General features: G+C 72.9%; 23 protein-coding genes and 1 pseudogene. 7 read left to right on the forward strand and 17 right to left on the reverse strand.

Annotated elements, in window-relative coordinates:
* Positions 1-2: 2 nt before the first annotated feature.
* The 10 genes from J421_RS04035 to J421_RS04080 form a co-directional block, all read right to left on the reverse strand.
* Positions 3-542 carry a DinB family protein gene (locus tag J421_RS04035; RefSeq protein WP_025409887.1) on the reverse strand — a complete coding sequence of 180 codons (540 nt, stop codon included), beginning with the start codon at positions 540-542 and terminating at the stop codon, positions 3-5.
* 30 nt (positions 543-572) lie between these two features.
* Positions 573-1,067: a DinB family protein gene (locus J421_RS04040; protein WP_025409888.1), complete on the reverse strand. Its 495-nt coding sequence runs from the start codon at positions 1,065-1,067 to the stop codon at positions 573-575.
* A 272-nt stretch (positions 1,068-1,339) separates the two neighbouring features.
* Complete coding sequence (locus J421_RS04045) at positions 1,340-2,707, reverse strand: M20/M25/M40 family metallo-hydrolase (RefSeq protein WP_025409889.1); 1,368 nt, start codon at positions 2,705-2,707, stop codon at positions 1,340-1,342.
* Positions 2,708-2,880: 173 nt separating this feature from the next.
* The gene (locus J421_RS04050) at positions 2,881-3,318 is read right to left on the reverse strand and encodes a hypothetical protein (protein WP_148306143.1); all 438 of its coding nucleotides are present in this window, start codon (positions 3,316-3,318) and stop codon (positions 2,881-2,883) included.
* A gap of 252 nt (positions 3,319-3,570) precedes the next feature.
* Positions 3,571-5,064, reverse strand: a complete 1,494-nt coding sequence (locus J421_RS04055) for a M16 family metallopeptidase (protein WP_025409891.1) — start codon at positions 5,062-5,064, stop codon at positions 3,571-3,573.
* Positions 5,064-6,485: a M16 family metallopeptidase gene (locus tag J421_RS04060; protein WP_025409892.1), complete on the reverse strand. Its 1,422-nt coding sequence runs from the start codon at positions 6,483-6,485 to the stop codon at positions 5,064-5,066. The genes J421_RS04055 and J421_RS04060 overlap by 1 nt, the downstream gene beginning before the upstream one ends.
* 67 nt (positions 6,486-6,552) lie before the next feature.
* Positions 6,553-7,737 (reverse strand): iron-containing alcohol dehydrogenase, encoded by a 1,185-nt coding sequence (locus J421_RS04065; protein ID WP_025409893.1) that lies wholly within the window; start codon positions 7,735-7,737, stop codon positions 6,553-6,555.
* Positions 7,734-8,048 (reverse strand): putative quinol monooxygenase, encoded by a 315-nt coding sequence (locus J421_RS04070; RefSeq protein WP_025409894.1) that lies wholly within the window; start codon positions 8,046-8,048, stop codon positions 7,734-7,736. The genes J421_RS04065 and J421_RS04070 overlap by 4 nt, the downstream gene beginning before the upstream one ends.
* A gap of 66 nt (positions 8,049-8,114) precedes the next feature.
* Positions 8,115-8,495, reverse strand: a complete 381-nt coding sequence (locus J421_RS04075) for a PepSY domain-containing protein (protein WP_025409895.1) — start codon at positions 8,493-8,495, stop codon at positions 8,115-8,117.
* A 10-nt stretch (positions 8,496-8,505) separates the two neighbouring features.
* Positions 8,506-9,564: a YncE family protein gene (locus tag J421_RS04080; RefSeq protein WP_025409896.1), complete on the reverse strand. Its 1,059-nt coding sequence runs from the start codon at positions 9,562-9,564 to the stop codon at positions 8,506-8,508.
* Between the two features lie 144 nt (positions 9,565-9,708).
* Between J421_RS04080 and J421_RS04085 the strand changes: the two genes are divergently transcribed.
* The 3 genes and pseudogenes from J421_RS04085 (at position 9,709) to J421_RS34285 (ending at position 10,965) form a co-directional block, all read left to right on the forward strand.
* Positions 9,709-10,521, forward strand: a complete 813-nt coding sequence (locus J421_RS04085) for a hypothetical protein (protein ID WP_025409897.1) — start codon at positions 9,709-9,711, stop codon at positions 10,519-10,521.
* A gap of 19 nt (positions 10,522-10,540) precedes the next feature.
* Positions 10,541-10,705: pseudogene (locus J421_RS34575) on the forward strand (hypothetical protein); the annotation flags it as partial.
* A gap of 89 nt (positions 10,706-10,794) precedes the next feature.
* Positions 10,795-10,965, forward strand: coding sequence for an NIPSNAP family protein (locus tag J421_RS34285; protein ID WP_260525839.1), 171 nt, complete (start codon positions 10,795-10,797; stop codon positions 10,963-10,965).
* A 26-nt stretch (positions 10,966-10,991) separates the two neighbouring features.
* On the opposite strand, the gene J421_RS04095 is transcribed toward J421_RS34285, so the two are convergent.
* From J421_RS04095 to J421_RS04120, 6 genes are all read right to left on the reverse strand, one after another.
* Complete coding sequence (locus tag J421_RS04095) at positions 10,992-11,477, reverse strand: hypothetical protein (RefSeq protein ID WP_025409898.1); 486 nt, start codon at positions 11,475-11,477, stop codon at positions 10,992-10,994.
* A gap of 12 nt (positions 11,478-11,489) precedes the next feature.
* Positions 11,490-11,879: a PEGA domain-containing protein gene (locus tag J421_RS04100; protein WP_025409899.1), complete on the reverse strand. Its 390-nt coding sequence runs from the start codon at positions 11,877-11,879 to the stop codon at positions 11,490-11,492.
* Positions 11,880-11,907: 28 nt separating this feature from the next.
* Positions 11,908-12,597: an alpha/beta hydrolase gene (locus tag J421_RS04105; protein ID WP_025409900.1), complete on the reverse strand. Its 690-nt coding sequence runs from the start codon at positions 12,595-12,597 to the stop codon at positions 11,908-11,910.
* The gene (locus tag J421_RS04110) at positions 12,594-13,550 is read right to left on the reverse strand and encodes a VOC family protein (protein WP_025409901.1); all 957 of its coding nucleotides are present in this window, start codon (positions 13,548-13,550) and stop codon (positions 12,594-12,596) included. The genes J421_RS04105 and J421_RS04110 overlap by 4 nt, the downstream gene beginning before the upstream one ends.
* A 132-nt stretch (positions 13,551-13,682) precedes the next feature.
* On the reverse strand, positions 13,683-14,108 hold the full coding sequence (locus J421_RS04115) for a DoxX family protein (RefSeq protein ID WP_025409902.1): 426 nt from the start codon (positions 14,106-14,108) through the stop codon (positions 13,683-13,685).
* A gap of 71 nt (positions 14,109-14,179) precedes the next feature.
* A complete protein-coding gene (locus J421_RS04120) occupies positions 14,180-15,331 on the reverse strand; it encodes an MBL fold metallo-hydrolase (protein ID WP_158508650.1) in 1,152 nt (383 codons plus the stop codon).
* Between J421_RS04120 and J421_RS04125 the strand changes: the two genes are divergently transcribed.
* Complete coding sequence (locus J421_RS04125) at positions 15,330-16,733, forward strand: pyridoxal phosphate-dependent decarboxylase family protein (RefSeq protein ID WP_025409903.1); 1,404 nt, start codon at positions 15,330-15,332, stop codon at positions 16,731-16,733. The two genes, J421_RS04120 and J421_RS04125, sit on opposite strands and share 2 nt — an antisense overlap.
* 7 nt (positions 16,734-16,740) lie before the next feature.
* Here the strand turns inward: J421_RS04125 and J421_RS04130 are convergent, their stop codons facing one another.
* On the reverse strand, positions 16,741-17,208 hold the full coding sequence (locus tag J421_RS04130) for a DoxX family protein (RefSeq protein ID WP_025409904.1): 468 nt from the start codon (positions 17,206-17,208) through the stop codon (positions 16,741-16,743).
* Positions 17,209-17,589: 381 nt separating this feature from the next.
* On the opposite strand from J421_RS04130, the gene J421_RS04135 reads away from it, so the two are divergent.
* From J421_RS04135 to J421_RS04145, 3 genes are read left to right on the forward strand one after another with little or no spacing between them, the layout of a single operon-like run.
* Entirely contained in the window at positions 17,590-18,264 is a 675-nt protein-coding gene (locus tag J421_RS04135; protein ID WP_025409905.1) for a hypothetical protein, read from the forward strand.
* A gap of 10 nt (positions 18,265-18,274) precedes the next feature.
* Positions 18,275-19,732 carry a sigma-54 interaction domain-containing protein gene (locus J421_RS34470; RefSeq protein WP_148306144.1) on the forward strand — a complete coding sequence of 486 codons (1,458 nt, stop codon included), beginning with the start codon at positions 18,275-18,277 and terminating at the stop codon, positions 19,730-19,732.
* Positions 19,732-20,721, forward strand: a complete 990-nt coding sequence (locus J421_RS04145; RefSeq protein ID WP_025409907.1) for a tetratricopeptide repeat protein — start codon at positions 19,732-19,734, stop codon at positions 20,719-20,721. The genes J421_RS34470 and J421_RS04145 overlap by 1 nt, the downstream gene beginning before the upstream one ends.
* Positions 20,722-20,783: the final 62 nt, after the last annotated feature.

The raw sequence follows: 20,783 nt of genomic DNA on the forward strand, positions 1-20,783 counted from the left end.
CGCTACGCGCCGGCCGGGGGCACGCCGTCGAGCATCTCCCGGATCTGGTCGGCGTGCCGCGCCGCGTGCGCGCCGATGAACGCGATCCACTCGTAGCCGGTGAGGTCACCGAGCGCCGGGTGCGGCGCCGATACCTCGCCGAGCGCGAGCCCGTCGCCACGCGCGACGACGTCCCTGAACGCGCGACGCGCGTCGTCGAGGTCGTCCCACACCTGCGCCGGGTCGGTGCCGCGCGGCTCCGCCGCCTCGAACGTCACGAACCGCTTCGTGCGGTCGAGGGCGCGCTGCGCGGCGCGGGTCGGCAGGATCGGCGTGCTCTCGCGCTCCGGTGGCAGCGCGCGCGCCTGCTCCATGAGCGCGGCCAGCCGCTGCGTCACGCGCCGCTCCACGATCGCCACGTGGTGCACGACCTCCGCCGGCGACCACCGCTCCGGCGTCGGACGCTCGGCGCGGCGCCCGGCCGGCACGGCGTCGAACGCCGCGCGCAGCGCCGCGGTCTGCGCGTCGACGTACTGCAGCAGCTCGGCGATCCGCGGATGCATGGCGAGCGTCGGGCCGTCGTCAGGCGACCGTCAGGCGGCAGGCCACGCGCCGAGCAGGCGGCGCAGCATCACGAGCTGGCCCACGTGGTACGACGTGTGGTCGGCGACGAGCAGCACCTCGCGCAGATACGTCTGCCCCGTGCCGCGCGGCGGCGGGATCGTCGCGTGCAGGTCGGGCACCCGCGACGTGTCGACGGCGAGCGCCTCGAGCGCGGCACGGTCGGCGCGGTAGTCGGCGAGGCTCCGCTCCCACGCCTCGTCCGACGGCGGTGCGGCGTCCTTCGGCCAGTAGTCGTCGGGCCAGTGCGGCTCGTGGTAGTGCGCGTCGCGACAGAAGTCGAGGATGTCGCGCTGCGTGATGCGCACGTGCTCCACGAGCTCCCACGCCGAGTGCGGGAAGCCGTCGACGCGACGGCCGCGCAGCTCGCTCGACAGCCCGGCCACGGCGTCGTCGAACGTCGCGTGCGCCTCGCGCCACGCGAGCGGCCGCGCGACGGCCGCTCGCCACGTCGCGTCGTCGGCCATGGCTAACGGACGCGGTCGATGACCTTCTTCAGCTCGTCGGCGAACTCGTCGGCGACGTCGAGCGCGCGATCCACGGCGGTCGCGACCGGCCGCGGCACCTTCGCGCGCAGCCCGCCGCTCTCCGGCTTCGGCTGGTCGGGCTCCGGCGTCCCCCCCCCGACGCGTCCGCACCGGGCGGCGGCGGCGTGGGCGGCACGAGTGAGCCGGACGGCTCGTTCGTCGGCTGGGATTCGTCCAACATCGCTCTCTCCTCCGAAAGGCCCGCCGGCAACTTAACGCGCCGCCGACTTCGCCGCCGCCTTCGCCGCCGCCTTCGGCGCCGCCCCGCTCTGCGTCAGTCGCCACAGCAGCACCGCGGCGCGCTTCGTCTGCACGCTCAGCATCCGCAGGTCCGCCGTCTCCTTCTCGGTGTGATCGTCGTGCCCCGACAGTCCCACGCCGTCGATCGCCATCGGGACGATGTGCGCGACGAACGACACGTCGGCCGCGCCGGCGCGCGACGGGTCCACCGGCCCCACCGGCCAGAAGCCGAGGTCGCGGCTCACTTGGTCGTAGAGCGCGAGCAGGCGACGGTTGCCGTCGGTCGGCGCCATCGGCGGGTAGCCGTCGTCGAACGCGATCGTCGCCTGTGTGTTCGGCAGATGGCGCGCGACGATCTCGGTCATCGTCTGCTTCGCGCGCGCGAGCTGCTCCGGCGACAGCGTGCGCAGATCGCCGGTCACCGTCATGCGCTCGGCCACCACGTTCGACTTGCCCGACGCCGAGCCGACGGTGCCGGTGCTGTCGATGGCGACCTGCGTGCCGCCTAACGCGACGCCGGGATTGAACGTGAGGTACGGCTCCCTCGACAGCGTCTCGTAGAACGCGGTGAGGATGCGCGCCGTCTCGTACACCGCACCGGCACCCACCTCCGGCTTGAAGATCTGCGACGAGTGCGCGGGCACGCCGGTCACGTTCAGCGTCCATCCGCCGGCGCCGCGCCGCGAGATCACCGCCACGTGCGGATCCCCGGGGCCGTCCTCGAACCCGATCGCCGCCGCGGCGCCCTGCGCGGCATCGATCAGCGTCTTCCGCGCGAGATCGAGCGGCGCGCCGGAATCCTCCTCGTCACCGTGCATCACGACGACGACGTTCATCTTCTCGAGCACTCCGGCGTCCTTCAGCGCCCGCAGCGCGGCGACGATGATCACGTCGCCGCCCTTCATGTCGATGATCCCCGGCCCGCGCGCCGTCGAGTCGTCGAGCCGCGCGAATCTCTGGAACGGGCTGCTCGGCTCGAACACGGTGTCGAGGTGCCCGATGAGCAGCAGCTTCGGCCCCGGCCCGGGATGCTCGGCCACGAGATGGCCCGCGCGCTTGAACGCCGCACCGTCCACCCATCGCGTGCGGAAGCCGAGCGCGTCGAGCTGCGCGCGCAGCACGTCGCCCACCTGCCGCACGCCGGCGAAGTTCTGCGTGCCGCTGTTGATGTTCACGATCCGCTCGAGCAGCGCGAGGTGCTCGGCGTCGTGCGCATCGACCGCACGGACGACGGCGCGCTCGACGGCGTTAGGCGCGGCGGCGTCCTTGGAGACGCGTCCCTGGGCGGGCACGGCGACGGGCGCGGCCACGAGGGCGAGGGCGAGGAGGCGGTGGCGCATGACCCAATCTAGCGGTGCGCGCGCCGCACGACTCCACGTACGAGTTTGTATGGGACTGAAGGAGGACTGAAGGAGGACTGAAGAAGGAACCTTTCAAGTGTCCTCCTTCAGTCCCCCTTCAGTCCTTCTTCAGTCCAACGAACACACGTACGTGGAGTCCAAACCGGCGCGACTCACGCCTTCACCGGGCAGCTCGCGCCGTCGGCCTTCCGCATGTCGAGGACCTCGAACAGCCGGAAGTAGCGCGTGCTGCCGCCCATGTGCCCCGCGCCCGCCGGCATGCGCGCGCCGGCGATGCCGCGCACGCGCACGAACACCGGACCCTTCGCGTCGGGCGTCACGATCGCGGCGAGCGAGTCGCGCTGCCGCATCGCGTCGGCCGTCGGCACCACCCACCACGGCCGGTCGCTCGGGGTGGTGCCGCAGGCGACGAACTCGCTGTGCTCGAACGGCCAGCGATAGAACCCGACGTACTCGGCCACCGTGTCGACGACCACGCCGCGCGCCGGCTGTGCCGCCGGAGCGAGCGGCGACACCGCCGGCCGGTGACGAGAGCAGGCGGCGACCAGGACGACCAGGGCGAGCACCAGACGGCGCGACACGCGACTCATGCGGCTTCTCCAGCGAGGATCCGCTGACTTGGACCCCACGTCGGCATGCGCCGTTCCGCGTGGGCCCTTGGGGCCGCCCCGACGCGCCGCGGTCGGCACCTCAGCCGGGATGCCTCCTCGAGCGTGGGACGCGGATTTCGCGGAGGCCGCGGATAGATAGGAGACTCGCTCGAGCCTCGGGCCCGCTTCCTATCCCCGTGATCCGCGAAATCCGCGTCCCAACTCGTCGAGCCGTGCGGGTCGAGCGCGCGCTCAGGAGATCGGCTTCCCTTCCGCGTCGAGCACCACGATCGGCGCGATGCCGGTCTTGCGGAGGTTCTCCTCGATCGTCGCGCGGTCGCCCACGATGACGATGTTGAGGTGCTCCATGTCGACGTACTTCTTCGCCACGCGCACGAGATCGTCGCGCGTCACCGCCTCGACGTTCCGCGCGTAGTCGCGGTAGAACGACTCCGGCAGATCCTGCACGTAGAGGCTCGCCACCGAGCCGCCGATCGCCTCGACCGACGAGAAGCGGCGCGGCAGCCCCTGGACGAGCGCCGCCTTGCCCTGCGCGATCTCGTCGTCGGTGAACGGCACGTCGCCGCGCGCGCCCTTGAACTCCTTCATGAACTCGATGAGCGCGCTGTCCGTCTTCGCCGTGACGATGCCGCCGCCGGCGCGGAACGGGCCCGGGCCGCGGCCGAACGCGAAGCTCGAGTTCACGCCGTAGCTGTAGCCCTTCACCTCGCGGATGTTGTGATTGATCCGCGACTGGAACAGCCCGCCGAGGATCGTGTTCATCACCTGCAGCGCGTAATAGTCGGGCGTGTCGCGCGCGGGGCCGGTGAGGCCGATCGCGAACACCGACTGCGCGGCGCCCGGCTTGTCCACGAGATAGATGGCCGAGGCCTTTGGCGCCGGCGCCTGCGGGTAGTCGAACGTCGGCTTGCTGCCGCCCGACGGCCACGCGGCGAACGCCTTCTCCACCGCCGCCTTCACCTGTGCCGGCGTGACGTCGCCGGCCACCGTGATCACGGCGCGCCCGGGCTGGAAGTACGCCTTGTGGAACGCCAGCACGTCGTCGCGCGTGATGGTGCGCACCGTCTTCTCGCTCACCACGCGGCCGTACGGATGCGCGTCGCCGTACGTCACCTTCGAGAACACGTTCGACGCGAGCGCGTTCGGGTTGTCCTTCTGCTGCTGGAGCCCGACGAGCGTGCGACCGCGGATCCGCTCGAGCGCGTCGGCGGGGAAGCTCGGGTGCTCGAGCATGTCGGCGAGGAGCGCGAGCGCCGGCTCCAGCTTGTCCTTCAGCGACGTGAACCCGATCGACCCGCTCTCGCCGCCGATGCCGGCGCCGATCTGCGTGCCGAGGAGCTGCTGCGCGTCGGCGAGCTGCTCGCCGGTCTTCGACGCCGTCCCCTCGCTCAGCATCTGCGCCGTGAAGTTCGCGACGCCGAGCTTGTCGGCCGGCTCGAAGTTGTTCGCGCCGCCGACGAAGTTCACGGTGAACGAGACGAGCGGCAGGTCGTGCTTCTCCACGACGACGAGCTGCGCGCCGTTGGGCAGCGTGGTGCGCGTCCACGTCGGCACGCGCACGGCCGGCTCGGGACCCGGCTTCGGCACGACGGTGCGGTCGAGCGCGGTGCGCGACGTCGCCGGCACCGTGTTCTTCGCCGGCGCGTCCTTCGTCACCGGCTGCTGGGCCAGCGCGGGCGTGGCGGCCAGCGCCGCCGACAGAATCGTTAGGCGGGTGTGCCGCATCACTTGGACTCCATGATGTAGTGGCCGCCGTCGGGGCTCACCGCGACGGGGGTGCTGGCCTCGGCCTTCGCCGCCAGCTCGCGCTTGCCCTGCGGCACCACGCTCAGCACGACGCGGCCGGCGCCGAGGTACTTGTTCGCCACGCGCTGCACGTCGGCCGCGGTGACGGCCTTCAGCGCGGCGTACTCCTGCTGGAAGTAGCCCGGATCGCCGTGGAACACGGCGCCCGAGTTCAGGATCTCCGCCTTGCCGAGGTTCGACTGCAGCCCGTTCACGAAGCCGAACTCGAGCCCCGCCTTCGCCTTCGCGATCTCCTCGGCGGTCGGGCCCTCGCGCTTCAGCCGCTCCAGCACCGAGTCCGTCGTCGCCTCGAGCTCGGCCAGCGTGTGCCCGGGACGCGGCGTGGCGAGGACGAAGAACGCGCCGGCGTTCTCGTTCGTGTTCTGCCCCGCGTTCACGCTCGCCGCCGACTGGCGGTCGTAGACGAGCGCCTTCGTGAGACGCGCCGTGCGCGACGACGTCAGCACCTCGCCGAGCAGGTCGAGCGCGTGGCGATCGGGGCCGGTCTCGCCGACGCTCGGCCACGCGACGTAGAGGCGCGGCACCTGCACGCGGTCCTCGTACACGAGCCGCTTCTCGTTAGGCATCGTGACCGCCGGCACGCTCGGGCGCGTGATCGCGGCGCCGCGCGGCAGGTCGCTGAAGTACTTCCGCACCCACGCCTTCGCCTGCGCGGGATCGAAGTCCCCGACGATGGCGAGCGTCGCGTTCGACGGCGCGTAGTAGAGGCGGAAGAAGTTCTTCACGTCCTCCACCGTCGCCTGCTTCAGGTCCGACATGTAGCCGACCACCGGCCACGAGTACGGATTCGCCGCCGGCACCATCGCCGCGGTGACGATCTCGAACGCGCGCCCGTACGGCTGGTTGTCGGTGCGCTGCCGCCGCTCGTTCTGCACGATGTCGCGCTGCGCGCTGAACTTCGCCTCGTCGAGCTTGTCGAGGAGGAAGCCCATGCGGTCGGCCTCCATCCACAGCGCGCTCTCGAGGTAGTTCGACGGCACGTTCTCGTAGTAGTTCGTGCGGTCCTCGGTCGTCGAGCCGTTGTTGTCGCCGCCGACGCCTTCCGTGAGGCGGTCGTGCAGGCCGTAGGGCACGTGGCCGCTGCCGGTGAACATCACGTGCTCGAACATGTGCGCGAATCCGGTGCGCCCGGGCACCTCGTTCTTCGAGCCGACGTGGTACCATACGTCGACCGTCACGCGCGGTGTGCTGTGGTCGGGGGCGAGCAGGACCTGGAGCCCGTTCGGGAGGGTCATCCGCTCGTTCGGGATGCTGATCGCCGTCGCCTGGGCGGAGAGCGGGGGCGCGACCGCGACGGCGAGCGCCAGGGCGGTCGGACGCAGAAGGCTGGTGAGACGCATGTGCTGCTGCTGGTGGAAAAGGGGGAGCCTCTATGATGGCTCGGCCGGGCATTTTACGCGAGCGGAATCACCCGCGCGCGCCCACGGCTGCCCGGAGCACGTCGCCCAGTTCGACATCGGTCAGCACGACGGGGTTGCCCTGCATGCTGCTCGCCCGTCGCGCCTGGGCCACCACCTCGGGCACGTCCGACGGCGCCACGCCGTAGGCGGCGAGCGGCGGGATGCCTAACGCGTCGGCGAGATCGGCGAGCCACGCCGCGGCGTCGTCCGCTCGCGCGCCCGGGTCGCCGGTGAGGAGCCGCGCCGCTTCGTCATACCGCGCCAACGCGTCGTGGGTCCCGGCGCGCGTCTCGTCACGCCGCAGTGCATTCACGTTCGCGCGCACCACCGGCGCGAGCAGCCGCGCGCACGCCACCCCGTGCGGCAGCGGGAACATCCCGCCGAGCGGCGCGGCGAAGCCGTGCACCGCGCCGAGCTTCGCGTTCGCGAGCGCGAGCCCGCCGCACAGGCTCGCCACCGCCATGTCCCGCCGCGCCGCCACGTCGGCGCCGTCCGCCACCGCGCGCCGCAGGGCGCCCGCCGCGCGGCGCAGCCCCTCGCGCGCCACGGCGTCGGTGAGCGGCGTCGCGTGCGGGGTGACGAACGGCTCCAGGCACTGCGCCAGCGCGTCGAGCCCCGTGCTCGCCGTGACGTCGGGGGGCACCGTGTACGTCAGCTCGGGATCGACGAGCGCCACGGCGGGGAGCATGAGCGGGCTGCGCAGGCTCACCTTCACGCGTGCCGACTCGACGAGCAGCACTGCGTTGCGCGTCACCTCCGCGCCGGTGCCCGCCGTCGTCGGGATCGCGACGAACGGCGCCGCGCGCTCGGCGAGCGGCGTGCCGCGCCCCACCACCTCGAGATAGTCGAGCGGCTCGCCGGGGTTCGTGAGCAGCGCGGAGACCGCCTTCCCCGCGTCGATCACGCTGCCGCCGCCGAGCGCCACGACGACGTCGCACCGCGCGCGCCGCGCGAGCGCGACGCCTTCCTCGACGAGCGCGGTCGTCGGCTCGCCGGGGACGCGGAGCAGCGCGGCGGGCTCGACGCCGGCCGCGCGCAGCAGCGCGACGAGCGGGGCCGCGCGCCCGCTCGATCCCTCGACGACGAGCGCGCGGGTGCCTAACGACGCGACGATCCCCCCGGCCTGCGCGAGCGTCCCCTCGCCGAAGACGATGCGCGGCGGCGAGGTGAACTCGAACGGGCGCGCGCTCACGGCATGGCCCACCGCGCGTCGTCGGGGAACACCGGCTCGAACTTCACGCTCCGCCGGGGCTCGGCCATCAGCGGCTCCACGGCGTCGCGCCACGCGGCGTAGTGCGCCGTCTCCTTGTGGCGCGCCGGGTCGTCGGCGGTGCGGTAGATCTCCTGCAGCACGAACCGCGTCGGGTCGTCGGTCTGGCGGATCACGTCGAAGCGCACGACGCCGGGCTCGCGCACGGAGCTGCGCGCGTTCTCGAGCGAGGCGGCGGCGAACGCATCGATCGCGTCGGCCTTCACGCGGACGTGAACGTGGACGATGAGCATGGGATGCGGGGCTGGGGCTCGGGCGGTTCCTCCACAGATTACACCGCGCCTCAGCGGGCCGTGACCCTACGGCGTCTTCTTCGCCGCCTTCCGCTCGGCCTTCTCCGCCTTGGCCTCGGCCTTCTCCTTCGCCGCGGTCTCGTGCTCGCGGCCGACCACGGCGCCGGTCACCGCGTCGACGTTCACCTCCTCGAAGCCCGACTTGCCCGGCACCTTGAGGTCGAACGAGTAGATCAGCTTTCCGTTCTCCTCCTCGAGCTCGGCCGAGCGGATCTTTCCGTTAGGCACCTGCGCCCGCGCGATCTTCTTCGCCGAGTCGCCGCGGATCTTCGCGCGCGCCTTCAGCGCGGCGGAGCCGGTGATCGGCTGCGCGGGTGCGGTCTGCGCGCCGACGGCGAGCAGCGCCGCGGCGAGGGCGATCGGGAGCGTGCGATGAGCGCGTCGCATGTGAGCCTCCTCAGTGTCTGATCACGAAGAACCAGCCCGCCACGACGGGCCCGCGCGCCGGACGCTCGCCGGGGCCCGGCGGAGCACCCGCCGGCGCCGGGCCGTACTCCGGCTGGAACAGGTACGCCACGTGCCTAACGGCATCCACGGCGATCGTCTTCGCGCCCGGCATCGTCGGCACCGTCGCGACGACCGTGTACGCGTCGGGGCCGTCCTGGCGCGCGACGGTCACGTTGCCCGATCGGCCGGCGGGGATGTACAGCAGCTTCTCCGACGGGTCCCAGCCTAACGCGTCGACGCCGTCGCCGTTCGTGATCGTGGCGACGACCCTGCCGCTCGCGGGATCGACGACGACGGAGCTCTTGCCGCAGCCCGACAGGACGCGGTCGGTCGCGGCGTCGTACGCGATCCCGGTCGGCCCCTCGCACGGCGCGAGCGGCCACGACGCGGTCGCTTTCATCGTCTTCAGGTCGACGACCTGGATCGTGCTCTTTCCCTCGTTGTTGACGAACAGCCGGCCGCGGCCGTCGGTGGCGGCGCCTTCCGGCGCGTCGTCCTCGAGCTCCGCCGCGCCGACCACCTCGCCCGTGTTCGGATCGACGATCGTGACGGTGCCGATCGGACGGCTGTGATTCGTGAGCACGATCCGGTCGTCCGCCGCGTCGTACATGATGCCGTCGAGCCCACCGGTGTGCGTCGGGACCTTGCGCAGCACGGCCAGCGTCGTGACGTCGAACATCGTGAGCGTCGAGTCGCCGCCGTTCGTCGTGAACCCGTGGTTCCACTTCGGCGCCAGCGCGATGCCGTGCACGCGCGGCGTGTCGGGAATGTCGCCGAGGACCTTCCCCGTCGTGCCGTCGACGACCATCACGTGCGTGCCGCGCGACACGAACACGCGCCCCGTCCCCGGTTCGGCGGTGAGATAGTCCGTGCCACCGTCGCCGCCGATGTCGAACTTCTGCACCGTGAACGTCGGGGGCGATGACGCGTCCTTCTGCACGCGGCCCTGCGCGGGGGCGAGAGCCGGGATCGCGAGCAGGGCGGCGGTGACGAGCGCGCGTCTGATCATGGGTGCCCGCTGGGAAGGGGAGTCGAGGGGACGGTCCGCGCCAAGATCGCGCGCCGCACCTGTCGCCACGCTGACAGACGCGCGCTCCCACCCCTGGCTCGCGGCTGCGCAGGCGGCGAGAATGCGGAGTACCCAGGAGCCCCGATGCACCCCGTTCGCCGCACGTTGTTCGCCGCCGTCTGCCTGGCCGCGCTCGCGACACCCGCCGCCGCGCGCGCCCAGCGCGACTCCGCCACCATCGAGGCGAGCCGCGCCATGAACCTGCGGCTCATCGGCCTCATGCAGTCGCTGCAGATCGCCGGCTCCCCGGAGCTCGCCGCGGCGATCAACGGGCTGCTGAGCGACACGAGCGCGCACATGCGCATGGCCCCGTCGCGCCCGGCCACGCCCGCCGACTCGGCGCGCGGCATGGAGCTCGTGCGCGCGGCCCGCGCGGCGCTCGCGCCGTACCGGGACGTCGCCGTGGCGGAGCGCGAGGGCTACGTGAAGTTCCTGCCGTGGCTCCCCGACCAGGCGATGTACCACTACAACAACGTCCAGAACGTGTTCGCGACCGTGTCGTCGTTCGACGTCACGAAGCCCGTATCGCTGCTGTACCGGAAGGACGCGTCGGGCGCCATGACGCTCGTCGGCGCGATGTACGCCGCGCTCCCGTCGGCGACGCCGGACGAGCTGGACGCGCGGCTGCCGTTAGGCCTCGCGCACTGGCACGAGCACGTCGACTTCTGCGGCCCCACGCCGGAGGGCGTGCGCGCCGGCACCCAGCGTGTCGACGGCGAGAGCCTCGCAGGCTGGCTCCGCATCACGTCGCGCGACGAGTGCCTCGCCGCCGGCGGCCGCTACGTGCCGCGGCTGTTCGGGTGGATGTCGCACGTGTATCTCTTCGCCGGCGACGACCCGAAGGCGATCTGGGGCGGCGACGACCACGACATGATGCGCATGCACCACCACGACTGACTCCCGCCCAACCACCGACATGACGAGATCCACGACGCTCGCCGCGCTCCTGCTCGCGACGTTCACCGCCGGCGTCGCCGTCGGCCGGGGCGTCCGCCCCGCCGACCAGCCGCGGTACTTCGAGCTGCGCACGTACACGTCGCCCGTCGGACGCCTGCCGGATCTGCATCGGCGCTTCCGCGAGCACACGATGGAGATCTTCGCGCGCCACGGCATGACCAACATCGGCTACTGGACGCCGCAGGACTCCGCGCGCGCGCGCAGAACACGCTCGTGTACCTGCTCGCCTATCCGACCCGCGAGGCGCGGCAGCAGAGCTGGGCCGCGTTCAACGCCGATCCGGAGTGGCAGCAGGTGCGCGCCGCGTCCGAGGCGAACGGGAAGATCGTCGAGAAGGTGGAGTCGGTGTTCCTCGTGCCCACCGACTTCTCGCCGATGAAGTAGCGCTCGGCTGTGTAGGAGCAGTGCGCTCAGCGCGGATACCGCTCGACGCGCGCGATCCGCCCGTCAACGTCGGCGATGCGCACCGAGTCGCCGTCGCGCAGGCCGCCGGTGCCGGGGCCCGCGCGGTGGTAGCCCGGCGCGAGACGCGACGCCGCGTACCCGTACCAGTGGGCGGCTCGCCCGCTCTCCACGAGCCACGCCGAGCCGTCGCGCGCGAAGCGGTCGTGCACGATCCCCTCGACCGTCGAGAACGTTCGGGCGCGCAGCGCCGCGCGCAGCCGCGCGTGCTCGCCGTAGAACCCCGCGCCGATCACCACCGCCCACGCGGGGCCGAGTATCGCGAGCACCGTCCCGGCAGCGCGCACGATCACCGACGACCGCCGCGCGCCGCGACGTGCCACGAGCAGCAGCGCCGCGCCGGCGAGCCCCGCGACGACCCCCCACGCCGCCACCGGCCACGCCGGGAACCAGACACGGTCGGCGTCGTACAGCAGCGCGGGGCCGTTAGGCATGCGAGACGCCGCTCACGCGGCCGGCGTCAACACGACGTCCACGCGTTGCGTGTCCACGAGCGGGCAGCTGCACTCGCGCGGCGTCGCGGTGACCGTGACGGTGCGGTGGGCCGTTTGGTAGCCTGGTGCGCGCACGTCGATCTCGTACGTGCCGCCGGTGCCGGGGACGAGACACGTCGTCACGTCGCCCTGCGAGCAGGCGCCGCTCCCGCTCACCGCGCCGGCGACGACGAGCGTCACGCCGGCAACGGGGCCGGGCCCGCGGGCCGACGTCACGGTGAGCTGCACCGCGGTCCGCAGCGCGCACGGCGGGATGATGCACTCGGCGGCCGCGCCGTCCTCGCCGCATGCGGTCGCGCAGAGCAGCAGCGCGGCGATCGTGAGCACCGGTCTCGTGGACATCGGTCGCACCTCCGCCGATCGTCGATCGTTAGGCCGTCTCGTCGAGGCGCGCCGTGAGCCACGCCGACACGACGTCGAGGCTCTCCTGGGTGACGCGATGGCCCATCGCGAGCTCGCGGTACGTCAGCGCGAGCGGGAAGCGGCTCAACGTGTCGCGCGCCGAGCGTGCGAGGTGAATGCCGAGCTTCTCGTCGTCCGTGCCATGCACGACGAGCACCGGCTTGTCGCGCAGCGCGTCGGCGGGGGCGGCGTGCGGCAGCACCTCGGGCAGCAGGCGGCCGCTCATGGCGACCGCGCCCGCGATGCGTTCCGGTGCGGTGAGCAGCGCGGCGAGCGCCATGATGCCGCCCTGGCTGAACCCCGCGACGTAGACGCGCGACGGGTCCGCGCCGTACGCCGCGACCGCCTCGTCGACGAACCGCGCGACGTGCGCCCAGCCCGCCGCCGCCTCGTCGCGGTCGATCACGTTGCCCTGTGGCGTGAACGTGACGTGGAAGAACGCGAACGCGCGCGGGCCGAGCACGATCGGCGACCGCGCGCTGACGACGAGGAACCGCGGATCGAACGCCGGCGCGAGCGCGGCCATCGATCCCTCGTGGCTGCCCACGCCATGGAGCAGGAGCAGCAGCGGTGCGCGCGTGCCCGGCGGGTTGGCGCCGGGCGCGGGCTCGCGCACCACGTGGGCGAGCGACAGCGCGTGCGTGCTCGTCTCGCTCATGCGCCGGCTCGCACGTCCGCGGTAACGCGCACGCGAGTGCCCCACGGGTCGCCGGCCACGAGGTCGCCATCCTGCGCGCGCTCGGCGGTGAAGCCGGCGGCGTCCAGGCTCGTCGCCGCGGCGTCGACGCTCGCCGTATCGGGGAGCACGATCGTCCACTCGAGCAGCCGCGCCTCGTCGTCGGCGGCCGGCTGCGCACCGGTGCCGGCCCACGTGTTCGTGCCGAGGTGGTGGTGGTAGCCGCCGGCGCCGAGGAACAGCGCGCCGGGATAGCTCCACACCATGCGGTCGAAGCCGAGCGCCTCGGAGTAGAACGCGCCCGCGGCGGCGATGTCGCCGACGTGCAGGTGCACGTGGCCGATGACGGTGCCTGCCGGCATGCCGGTGTACGGCGCGTCGCCCGCGGCGCGCACGAGGTCGCGCACGTTCACCGGATCGGTCGCCATCATGAGCTGTCGGCCGAGCCGCTTCCACGTGCTGCGCGGGCGGTCGGCGTAGACCTCGATGCCGAGTCCGTCGGGATCGTTGAGGTAGAACGCCTCGCTCACGAGGTGGTCGCCGGCGCCGGCGTGGGCGCCGATCTCGCCGAGATGGCGAACGAAGCGGCCTAACGACGCGCGGTCGGGAAGGAGGATGGCGAAGTGATAGAGCCCGAGCCGCCCGCGCTTCGCGACCGGTCGCACGCCGGGCCGCTCGACGAGCTCCACGAGCGGCGCATCGTCCCCATGTGCCGCCAGGACGGCTCGGCCGTCTCGGCGCGAGACCGTGCGCAAGCCGAGCACCTGCTCGTAGAACGCGAGCGAGCGGTCGAGGTCCGCGATCTGGAGCCGCACGGCGCCGAGCCGGGTGCTCTCGGGCAGGCGGTAGCCGGCGGGCGCCTCGCCGTAGCTCCCCGGCGTGGCCGGCACGGCGGCATTCGCGGCGCCGAAGATGTCGTGGGTCGTGGTTCCCATGGCCGAGCCTCCAGGACGTGGGAGTTGCGTGGGCCGAGCACCGAGCGCGTAGAAATGGTACATCGGGCGCTCGACGCCGGCGCTACTATGGGCGAAGGGGGGGAGCCCCCCTGGGGACTAGGTACCGCGCCGTCAGCGCGTCGCGCGCCGGGCGGCGATCGCGTGGTCGAGGGAGAAGCGGCCCGCGCCGGCGAGCGCGAACGTGACCGCGGCGGCGAGCAGCGTCAGCGGGAACTCGACCCCCTTCGGGCTGAAGAAGCCGGCCGGCAGGTGCACGAACAGGATCGCGCCGAGCATGAGGACCGCGAGGCCGAGGCCGGCGAGCCGGGTGAGCAGGCCGCTGACGAGGGCCAGGCCGCCGAAGAACTCGACGAGCGCGGCGGCCGGGCCGGTGATCGAAGCCGCGGGGATGCCCATCTGGCCGAACGCACCGGCGACGCCCTCGAAGCCGAAGACGAACAGCTTCTGGCCGCCGTGGGCGAGGAAGACCACGCCGACGAGGACGCGCAGGACGGCGAGGGCGAGATCGAAGCGCTTGGAGTCGTCGCGCGTGGACATGATCGGGTCGGATTGGGGGGTGGGTCGGGCGTCGTTCCGTTGATGTTGTAACATATATGTGATCACATATACTAGCAAGGGCCGGGGCACCCCTGCGCGCACCTACATGAGGTGCTCCGTCCCCGTCGACCGCACCGGCGCCTCGTCGGCGGTCTTCCACGGGAGCTCGGGCCACCACCGCTCGGGCGCCGGACGCGACGCCGGCTCCACGCGCCCGCCGGGCCTCGGCGTGACGACGCGGACCCCGCCGCCGCGGCCGCCGCGAGCGTCCGCTCCGCCGGCTCCGTCCAACCGTGCAGCGCGAGGTCGAACAGCCCCCAGTGCAGCGGGAGCATGACGCCCCCGCCCGACAGCACGTGCGCGCGCACGGCCTGCTCGGGACCGAGGTGCACGTCCGGCCACAGCGCGTCGTAGGCCCCGACCTCGATCATCGTGAGGTCGAACGGTCCGAGCCGCGCCCCGATCTCGGCGAACGCGTCGTGCAGCGCCGTGTCGCCGCTGTAGAACACGCGGTGGCGCGCGCCCGCGATCACGAAACCCGCCCACAGTGTGCGGTCGGCGTCGACGAGCAGACGACCGGAGAAGTGGCGCGCCGGCGTCGCGGTGAGCGTGAGATCGTCCATCGCGAGCGACTCCCACCAGTCCAGCTCCGCGATGCGCGCCTCCGATACGCCCCACCGCGCCAGCCGCGCGCCGACGCCTAACGGCACGACGAACCGCTCGCCGCGCGCGGCGAGGGCGCGCACGGTGTCGACGTGGAGATGGTCGTAGTGGTCGTGCGACAGCAGCACGACGTCGACCGGCGGCAGCTCGGCGAGCGGCAGCGGCGGCGGGTAGAAGCGGCGCGGCGACAATCGCGGCACGGGACCGGCGCGGTCGCCCCACACGGGATCGATCAGCACGCGTCGGCCATCGATCTCGATCAGCGTGGTGGAGTGGCCCAGCCACGTCACGCGCAGCCCCGACGCGGGCGGCACGTCGTAGTCGCTGCGCACGCGGTGCTCGACCGGTATCGGCGACTCCGGACGGCGGTGCGCCGACCCGCCGAAGAAGAACTCGCGCATTATCCGCGTCCACGGCCCGTCCACGCGCCGCAGCGTGTTGCGGAACCGCCCGTCGCTCCACTGCGGCGATCGCTCCACCCGCGCGCGCCGCGCCTCGGCGCCGCCCCCGAACCCTCTCCGCTCCTCGGCCATCGTGCACGAATCTAAGTTGTGCGCCATGCACCCCGACGCCCCGTCCCCGCTCGATCTCGACCACGCCACCATGCAGCGCCTCGGCCGCCTGGTCGCCGACGCGGTGGCCGATCACCTCGCAACGCTGCGCGAGCAGCCCGTGATCGCCGGCGGGCTGCCGCTCGACGTGCGACGCCGCGTCGCGGCGATGCCGGCCGAATCGGGCGAGCCGTTCGACGCACTGCTCGACACGCTGCGGCGCGACGTGCTGCCGTACGCGGCGCGCGAGCCGCACCCCGGGTTCATGGGCTACGTCCCCGGCTGCCCCTCGTTCCCCGCGGTGCTCGGCGACTGGCTCGCCACGGGCTACAACGTGTTCGCCGGCGTGTGGCCGGTGGCCGAGGGGCCCAACGCGCTGGAGCTCGCGGTGCTGGAGTGGTTCCGCGCATGGATCGGCATGCCGCCCGGCACGAGCGGGCTGCTGACGAACGGCGGGTCGGGCGCGACGCTCACCGCGATCGTCGCCGCGCGCCACGCGGTGGTGGGCGACGAAGCCGAGCGCCTAACGCGTCTGACGTTGTACACGTCGGACCAGGCCCACTCCGCCGTGCCGCGCGCGGCGTGGATCGCCGGCGTGCCGCGGGCCAACGTGCGCGTGCTTCCCACCGACGACGCGTTCCGCTTGCGCGTCGACGCGCTGCGCGCGGCGGTGGCCGCCGACCGCGCGGCGGGGCTCCTGCCGTTCGCCGTGGTGGCGACGGCGGGAACGACGAACACCGGCGCCGTGGATCCGCTGCACGAGATCGCGGACCTCTGCGCCGCTGAGGAGCTGTGGCTGCACGCCGACGCCGCGTACGGCGGGTTCGCGGCGCTCACCGAGCGTGGCCGCGCGCTGCTCGACGGACTCGGTCGCTGCGACTCGGTCGCGCTCGACCCGCACAAGTGGCTGTTCGTGCCGTTCGAGTGCGGATGCCTGCTCGCGCGCGAGCCGGCGCGCCTGCGCGACGCATTCCACATCATGCCCGACTACCTGCGCGACGTGGCGCCCGGCGAGGAGCGCGTGAACTTCGCGGACTACGGCGAGCAGCTCACGCGCCAGTCGCGCGCGCTCAAGGTGTGGCTCGGCGTGCGCTACTTCGGTCTCGCCGCGCTGCGCGCCGAGATGGACCGCGCGATGGATCTCGTGACGCACGCCGAGTCGCTGGTGCGCGCCGAGCCGTCGCTCGAGGTGACGGCGCCGGCGCGGCTCGGCGTGCTGTGCTTCCGCGTGCGCGGGCCGCACGCGCTGAACCAGCGGGTGAACGCGCGGGTGAACGCGGGCGGCAAGTACCTCGTGTCGTCGACGCGCCTGCGCGGCACGTTCACGCTGCGTCTCTGCGTGCTCGGCTACCGCACGACGCGCGCGGACGTCGAGGGGTTGATTCGTGCCGTGGTGGAAGCGGCGAAATAGGCGGTTGTTAGGCCGCTCGGCGCGCGCGATCCCTCTCGTACGTCGACTCGGCGCCGGTGAAGCGCCGCGACGCGATCATGTGGTCGATCGAGTAGCGGCCCGCGCCGGCGATCGCCAGGGCGCCGACCGCGGCGAGCAGCGAGAGCGGGTACTCGAAGCCCTTCGGCGCGAAGAAGCCGTTGGGCAGGTGCACGAACGCGATCGCGCCGAGCATGGCGACGGCGAGGCCGATGCCCGCGAGGCGCGTGAGCAGCCCGGCGATCAGCGCGAGGCCGCCGAGGAACTCCACGAGCGCGGTGAGCGGGCCCACGATCCCGGGGGCCGGAAGTCCCATCTGACCGAACGCGCCGGTGACGCCGCCGAAGCCGAACACGAACAGCTTCTGCGCGCCGTGTATGACGAACACCGCGCCGACGACGACGCGCAGCAGCGCGAGGGCGAGGTCGACACGGTTGGAATCGGTCCGGTGCTGCATGAGGTGCCTCCGTCGTGGCGAGTGATCCGTGCGGATCGAATCGCCGACTCCCTTCCAATACGCGTACCGGCGACGGCCGATCGGGTCGACTTCTCGACTGGATCCCGGCACCTCGTTACGGTAGAGTCCGCTACAAAACGTGACACCCCCTGTATCGATTCGTGTCGGGAGTGCCGTCGGACGTATTCGGTAGTTTCTTTGTAGGCCGTTGTCGGACTGGCACTTACATGGCCGCCCGGGAAGGAATTCCGGCGGCGTGCCGTCTGCCTTGTTCGGACGTCGAGGATGGACCGCCTGCGCCCCCGCCGGCAATCGACCGCGTCCGACGCCCGCCGCGACCCCACCCACGCGGCCCATCCGAATTCCCATCTGGAGACACCAATGTCCGTGTTGCGCCCCCTGCTTCTCGTCGCTGCCGTCTCCGTCGCCGCGTGCGCCCCCGATCGCCTCGCGAGCGTCGACGACACTGCCGCGCGCAGCGCCGTGCTGACGCCGCGGACGGCTGGGCCGAGCGCCAACGACGCCGTGCTGGACGACGATCCGCACTTCGTGGCCGCCGCCGTCGGCGCGCCGACCATCGCGAACCCGCTCGTGACGTTCTGGGCGGTGAAGGGCCGGGACACGACGGTGACGATGTACTACCACTCGACGACGAGCGGCCGCGACTCGACGCCGTTCTTCTCGATCCGCGTGCGCGCACGGTCGTTGTGGAAGCGCCCCAACGGGAGCACGATCGCCGACGGCGACTCCGTGCAGATCACGCTCACGCTCGTCGACGCCGAGCGGCTCATCGTCGACTGCCAGCCGTCGGGGCTCCTGTTCTCGCCGAAGGATCCCGCGCGCCTGAAGATGAGCTACGGCTTCACGGACGACGACCTGAACGACGACGGGTCGGTCGATGCGATCGACCAGACGCTGACCCAGGCGCTGCTCATCTGGCGCAAGGAGACGGCGACGTCGCCGTGGCTCCCGATCCTCACCAGCAACAACTCGACGGGGGCGCATGAAGTGGAGGCGGACATCGGTGGCTTCACAGGCTACGCCATCGCGTACTGAGCTTCGCCTCGTGGCTCCTCCCCGCCCCACCCGCCCCGCGCCGGCACCGCCGGCCGGCGGGGTCGGCGCGCCCCAGACGGCGGCTCTCGTGGTCGTCACGCTCTCGGACTCGTTCGTCGAGCTGTGGGCGCAGCTCGCCGAGGCGATGGGACTCCGACTCGAGGCCGTGGACACGCCTGCCGCGCTCGATCGCCGCACGAACGTCGTGGCGGTGATCGCGGCGGGCGGCGCCGAGGAGACGCTCGTCGACGCGATGCGGCAGGTCGCCGGCGGTGACCTCGAGGTCGCGGCCGTGGGCGCGCTGCCGTCGCACCGCACCGCCGCCGCGGTGGTGCGTGCCGGCGCCGCGGAGTACTTCGCGGTGCCGCAGGATCTCGATCTGCTGCGCGCGTGGATCGCCGAGCGCGCGGAGCGGCTGCGCGAGCGCACGCAGGGACTCGCGTTCGCCGCCGTCGAGGCGCACAAGTACCGGTTCGACGGCATCCTGGGCGAGAGCACCGCGCTCATGAAGGCGTTAGGCCTCGCGGCGCGCGTGATCCCGCACCCGAACGTCACGGTGCTGATCACCGGCGAGACCGGCACCGGCAAGGAGCTGCTCGCGCGGGCGATCCACTACAACGGCCCGCGCGCCGCCGCGGCGTTCGTCGACATCAACTGCGCGGCGCTGCCCGAGACGCTGCTCGAGAGCGAGCTGTTCGGGCACGAGAAAGGCGCGTTCACCGACGCGAGCGCGTCGAAGCCGGGGCTCTTCGAGCTCGCCGACGGCGGCACGGTGTTCCTCGATGAGATCGGCCATCTCGCGCTGCCGCTGCAGGCGAAGCTGCTGCGCGCGCTGCAGGAGCGGCAGATCCGCCGCGTCGGCGGCACGCGCGCGATTCCGGTGGACGTGCGCATCATCGCCGCGACGCACGTGGACCTCGCCGCGGCGGTGCGCGCCGGCTCGTTCCGCGAGGATCTGTACTACCGGCTGAACGTCGTGCCCGTCGAGCTGCCGCCGCTGCGCGCGCGGCAGCAGGACGTGGCGGTGCTGGCGCGCCACTTCCTGTCGCACTTCGCGGCGGAGTACGGCGTGGGCGTGACGGCGTTCTCGCCGGCGGCCGACCGACTGCTGCGCGAGCGCGACTGGCCCGGCAACATCCGCGAGCTGCGCAACGCCGTGGAGCGCGCGGTGCTGCTCGCGACGGCGAGCGTGATCGACGCCGACGCGCTCGCGTCGCCGGCGACGGCGCACGCCACGGTGGACGGCACGCTGCCGTTCCCGGCGCCGCTCGACGAGATCGTGCACGCGGCCGTGGTGCGCACGCTCGAGCGGTGCGGCGGGAACAAGAGCGAGGCGGCACGCCGGCTCGGCATCTCGCGCCCGCGGCTGCTCCGGCTGCTCGGCGAGGACGCGGGCGCCGACGGATCGTTCGCGGCGGACGCGGACGACGCGATGCCGCCTAACGCCGTGCGGGCGAGGCGCGCGTGATGCTGTCCATCCCGCACGCGGCGCTGCGCGACCGCGCCACGGCGCTCGCCCGCTCGGCGGCATGGGGCGAGCTCGTGTCGCTGCTCGACGCGCACGCGAACGACGGTGCGGGCGAGGTGCCGGAGCTGGTGGCGCTGCGGGCCGAGTCGCTGCTGCGCACGGGGCAGCCGCGGGAAGCGCGCGCGTGTCTCGCGGCGCGCATGGACGGCGCGGCGCTGCACCGCGAGCGTCCGACGCTGCGGCGCGCGACGAACCTGCTCGGCGCGGCGCACTTCGCGCTCGGCGAGCTGGAGGCGGCGCGGCGCGCGTTCGAGCAGGCGCTGGAGATGGGGCGCGAGGACGAGGACGATCTGCTCGTCGCGCGGGCGACGAACAACCTCGGCGCGATCGCGAACATCCGCGGGCAGCGGGAGCAGGCGCTCGCGCTGTACCAGCTCGCGATCCCGGTGTACCAGCGGCTCGGCAGCCCGTTAGGCCTCGCGCAGGCGTTCCACAACATGGCGATCACGTTCCGCGACCTCGGGCAGCTCGCGCGCGCCGACGAGTGCGAGCGGCGGGCGATCGAGTTCGCGCGGCAGGGTGGGAGCGAGCACCTCGTGGCGCTCGCCCGGCTCGGACGCGCCGACGTGAGCCTGCGCGGCGGCGACGCGGCGCTCGCCGAAGCGGGGGCGCGGCACGCGGCGCAGAGCTTCGCCGCGCTCGGCGACGCGATCAACCGCGCGGACGCGCTGCGACTGGTCGGCGCGGCGTGCCTCGCGCGCGGAGACCACGTCGCGGCGGCCCAGGCGCTCGACACGGCGCTGTCGCTCGCCCGCGCCCGCGGGAGCGCGCTGCACGAGGCGGAGGCGCTGCGCACGCGCGCCGAGCTGCGTCGCGCACAGGGCGACGAGCCGGCAGCGCGCGCGGACGCCGAGGCGGCGGTGGCGGTGTTCCAGCAGCTCGGCGCATCGGAAGATGCCGAGCGACTGCGCACGTGGATGGGCGGCTGACGACCTCGACCGAGGGATGACGGCGCCGACTCGCGCCGTCTACGGGGGGCTCCCGCGGGTCT

The organism is Gemmatirosa kalamazoonensis (assembly GCF_000522985.1).
Lineage (GTDB): Bacteria > Gemmatimonadota > Gemmatimonadetes > Gemmatimonadales > Gemmatimonadaceae > Gemmatirosa > Gemmatirosa kalamazoonensis.

Bases quoted from the DNA above. Each gene is read 5' to 3' on its own strand.
- J421_RS04035 (WP_025409887.1), bottom strand. From the start codon at position 542: ATGCATCCGCGGATCGCCGAGCTGCTGCAGTACGTCGACGCGCAGACC.
- J421_RS04040 (WP_025409888.1), bottom strand. From the start codon at position 1,067: ATGGCCGACGACGCGACGTGGCGAGCGGCCGTCGCGCGGCCGCTCGCG.
- J421_RS04045 (WP_025409889.1), bottom strand. From the start codon at position 2,707: ATGCGCCACCGCCTCCTCGCCCTCGCCCTCGTGGCCGCGCCCGTCGCC.
- J421_RS04050 (WP_148306143.1), bottom strand. From the start codon at position 3,318: ATGAGTCGCGTGTCGCGCCGTCTGGTGCTCGCCCTGGTCGTCCTGGTC.
- J421_RS04055 (WP_025409891.1), bottom strand. From the start codon at position 5,064: ATGCGGCACACCCGCCTAACGATTCTGTCGGCGGCGCTGGCCGCCACG.
- J421_RS04060 (WP_025409892.1), bottom strand. From the start codon at position 6,485: ATGCGTCTCACCAGCCTTCTGCGTCCGACCGCCCTGGCGCTCGCCGTC.
- J421_RS04070 (WP_025409894.1), bottom strand. From the start codon at position 8,048: ATGCTCATCGTCCACGTTCACGTCCGCGTGAAGGCCGACGCGATCGAT.
- J421_RS04075 (WP_025409895.1), bottom strand. From the start codon at position 8,495: ATGCGACGCGCTCATCGCACGCTCCCGATCGCCCTCGCCGCGGCGCTG.
- J421_RS04080 (WP_025409896.1), bottom strand. From the start codon at position 9,564: ATGATCAGACGCGCGCTCGTCACCGCCGCCCTGCTCGCGATCCCGGCT.
- J421_RS04085 (WP_025409897.1), top strand. From the start codon at position 9,709: ATGCACCCCGTTCGCCGCACGTTGTTCGCCGCCGTCTGCCTGGCCGCG.
- J421_RS04095 (WP_025409898.1), bottom strand. From the start codon at position 11,477: ATGCCTAACGGCCCCGCGCTGCTGTACGACGCCGACCGTGTCTGGTTC.
- J421_RS04100 (WP_025409899.1), bottom strand. From the start codon at position 11,879: ATGTCCACGAGACCGGTGCTCACGATCGCCGCGCTGCTGCTCTGCGCG.
- J421_RS04105 (WP_025409900.1), bottom strand. From the start codon at position 12,597: ATGAGCGAGACGAGCACGCACGCGCTGTCGCTCGCCCACGTGGTGCGC.
- J421_RS04110 (WP_025409901.1), bottom strand. From the start codon at position 13,550: ATGGGAACCACGACCCACGACATCTTCGGCGCCGCGAATGCCGCCGTG.
- J421_RS04115 (WP_025409902.1), bottom strand. From the start codon at position 14,108: ATGTCCACGCGCGACGACTCCAAGCGCTTCGATCTCGCCCTCGCCGTC.
- J421_RS04125 (WP_025409903.1), top strand. From the start codon at position 15,330: ATGCACCCCGACGCCCCGTCCCCGCTCGATCTCGACCACGCCACCATG.
- J421_RS04120 (WP_158508650.1), bottom strand. From the start codon at position 15,331: ATGGCGCACAACTTAGATTCGTGCACGATGGCCGAGGAGCGGAGAGGG.
- J421_RS04130 (WP_025409904.1), bottom strand. From the start codon at position 17,208: ATGCAGCACCGGACCGATTCCAACCGTGTCGACCTCGCCCTCGCGCTG.
- J421_RS04135 (WP_025409905.1), top strand. From the start codon at position 17,590: ATGTCCGTGTTGCGCCCCCTGCTTCTCGTCGCTGCCGTCTCCGTCGCC.
- J421_RS04145 (WP_025409907.1), top strand. From the start codon at position 19,732: ATGCTGTCCATCCCGCACGCGGCGCTGCGCGACCGCGCCACGGCGCTC.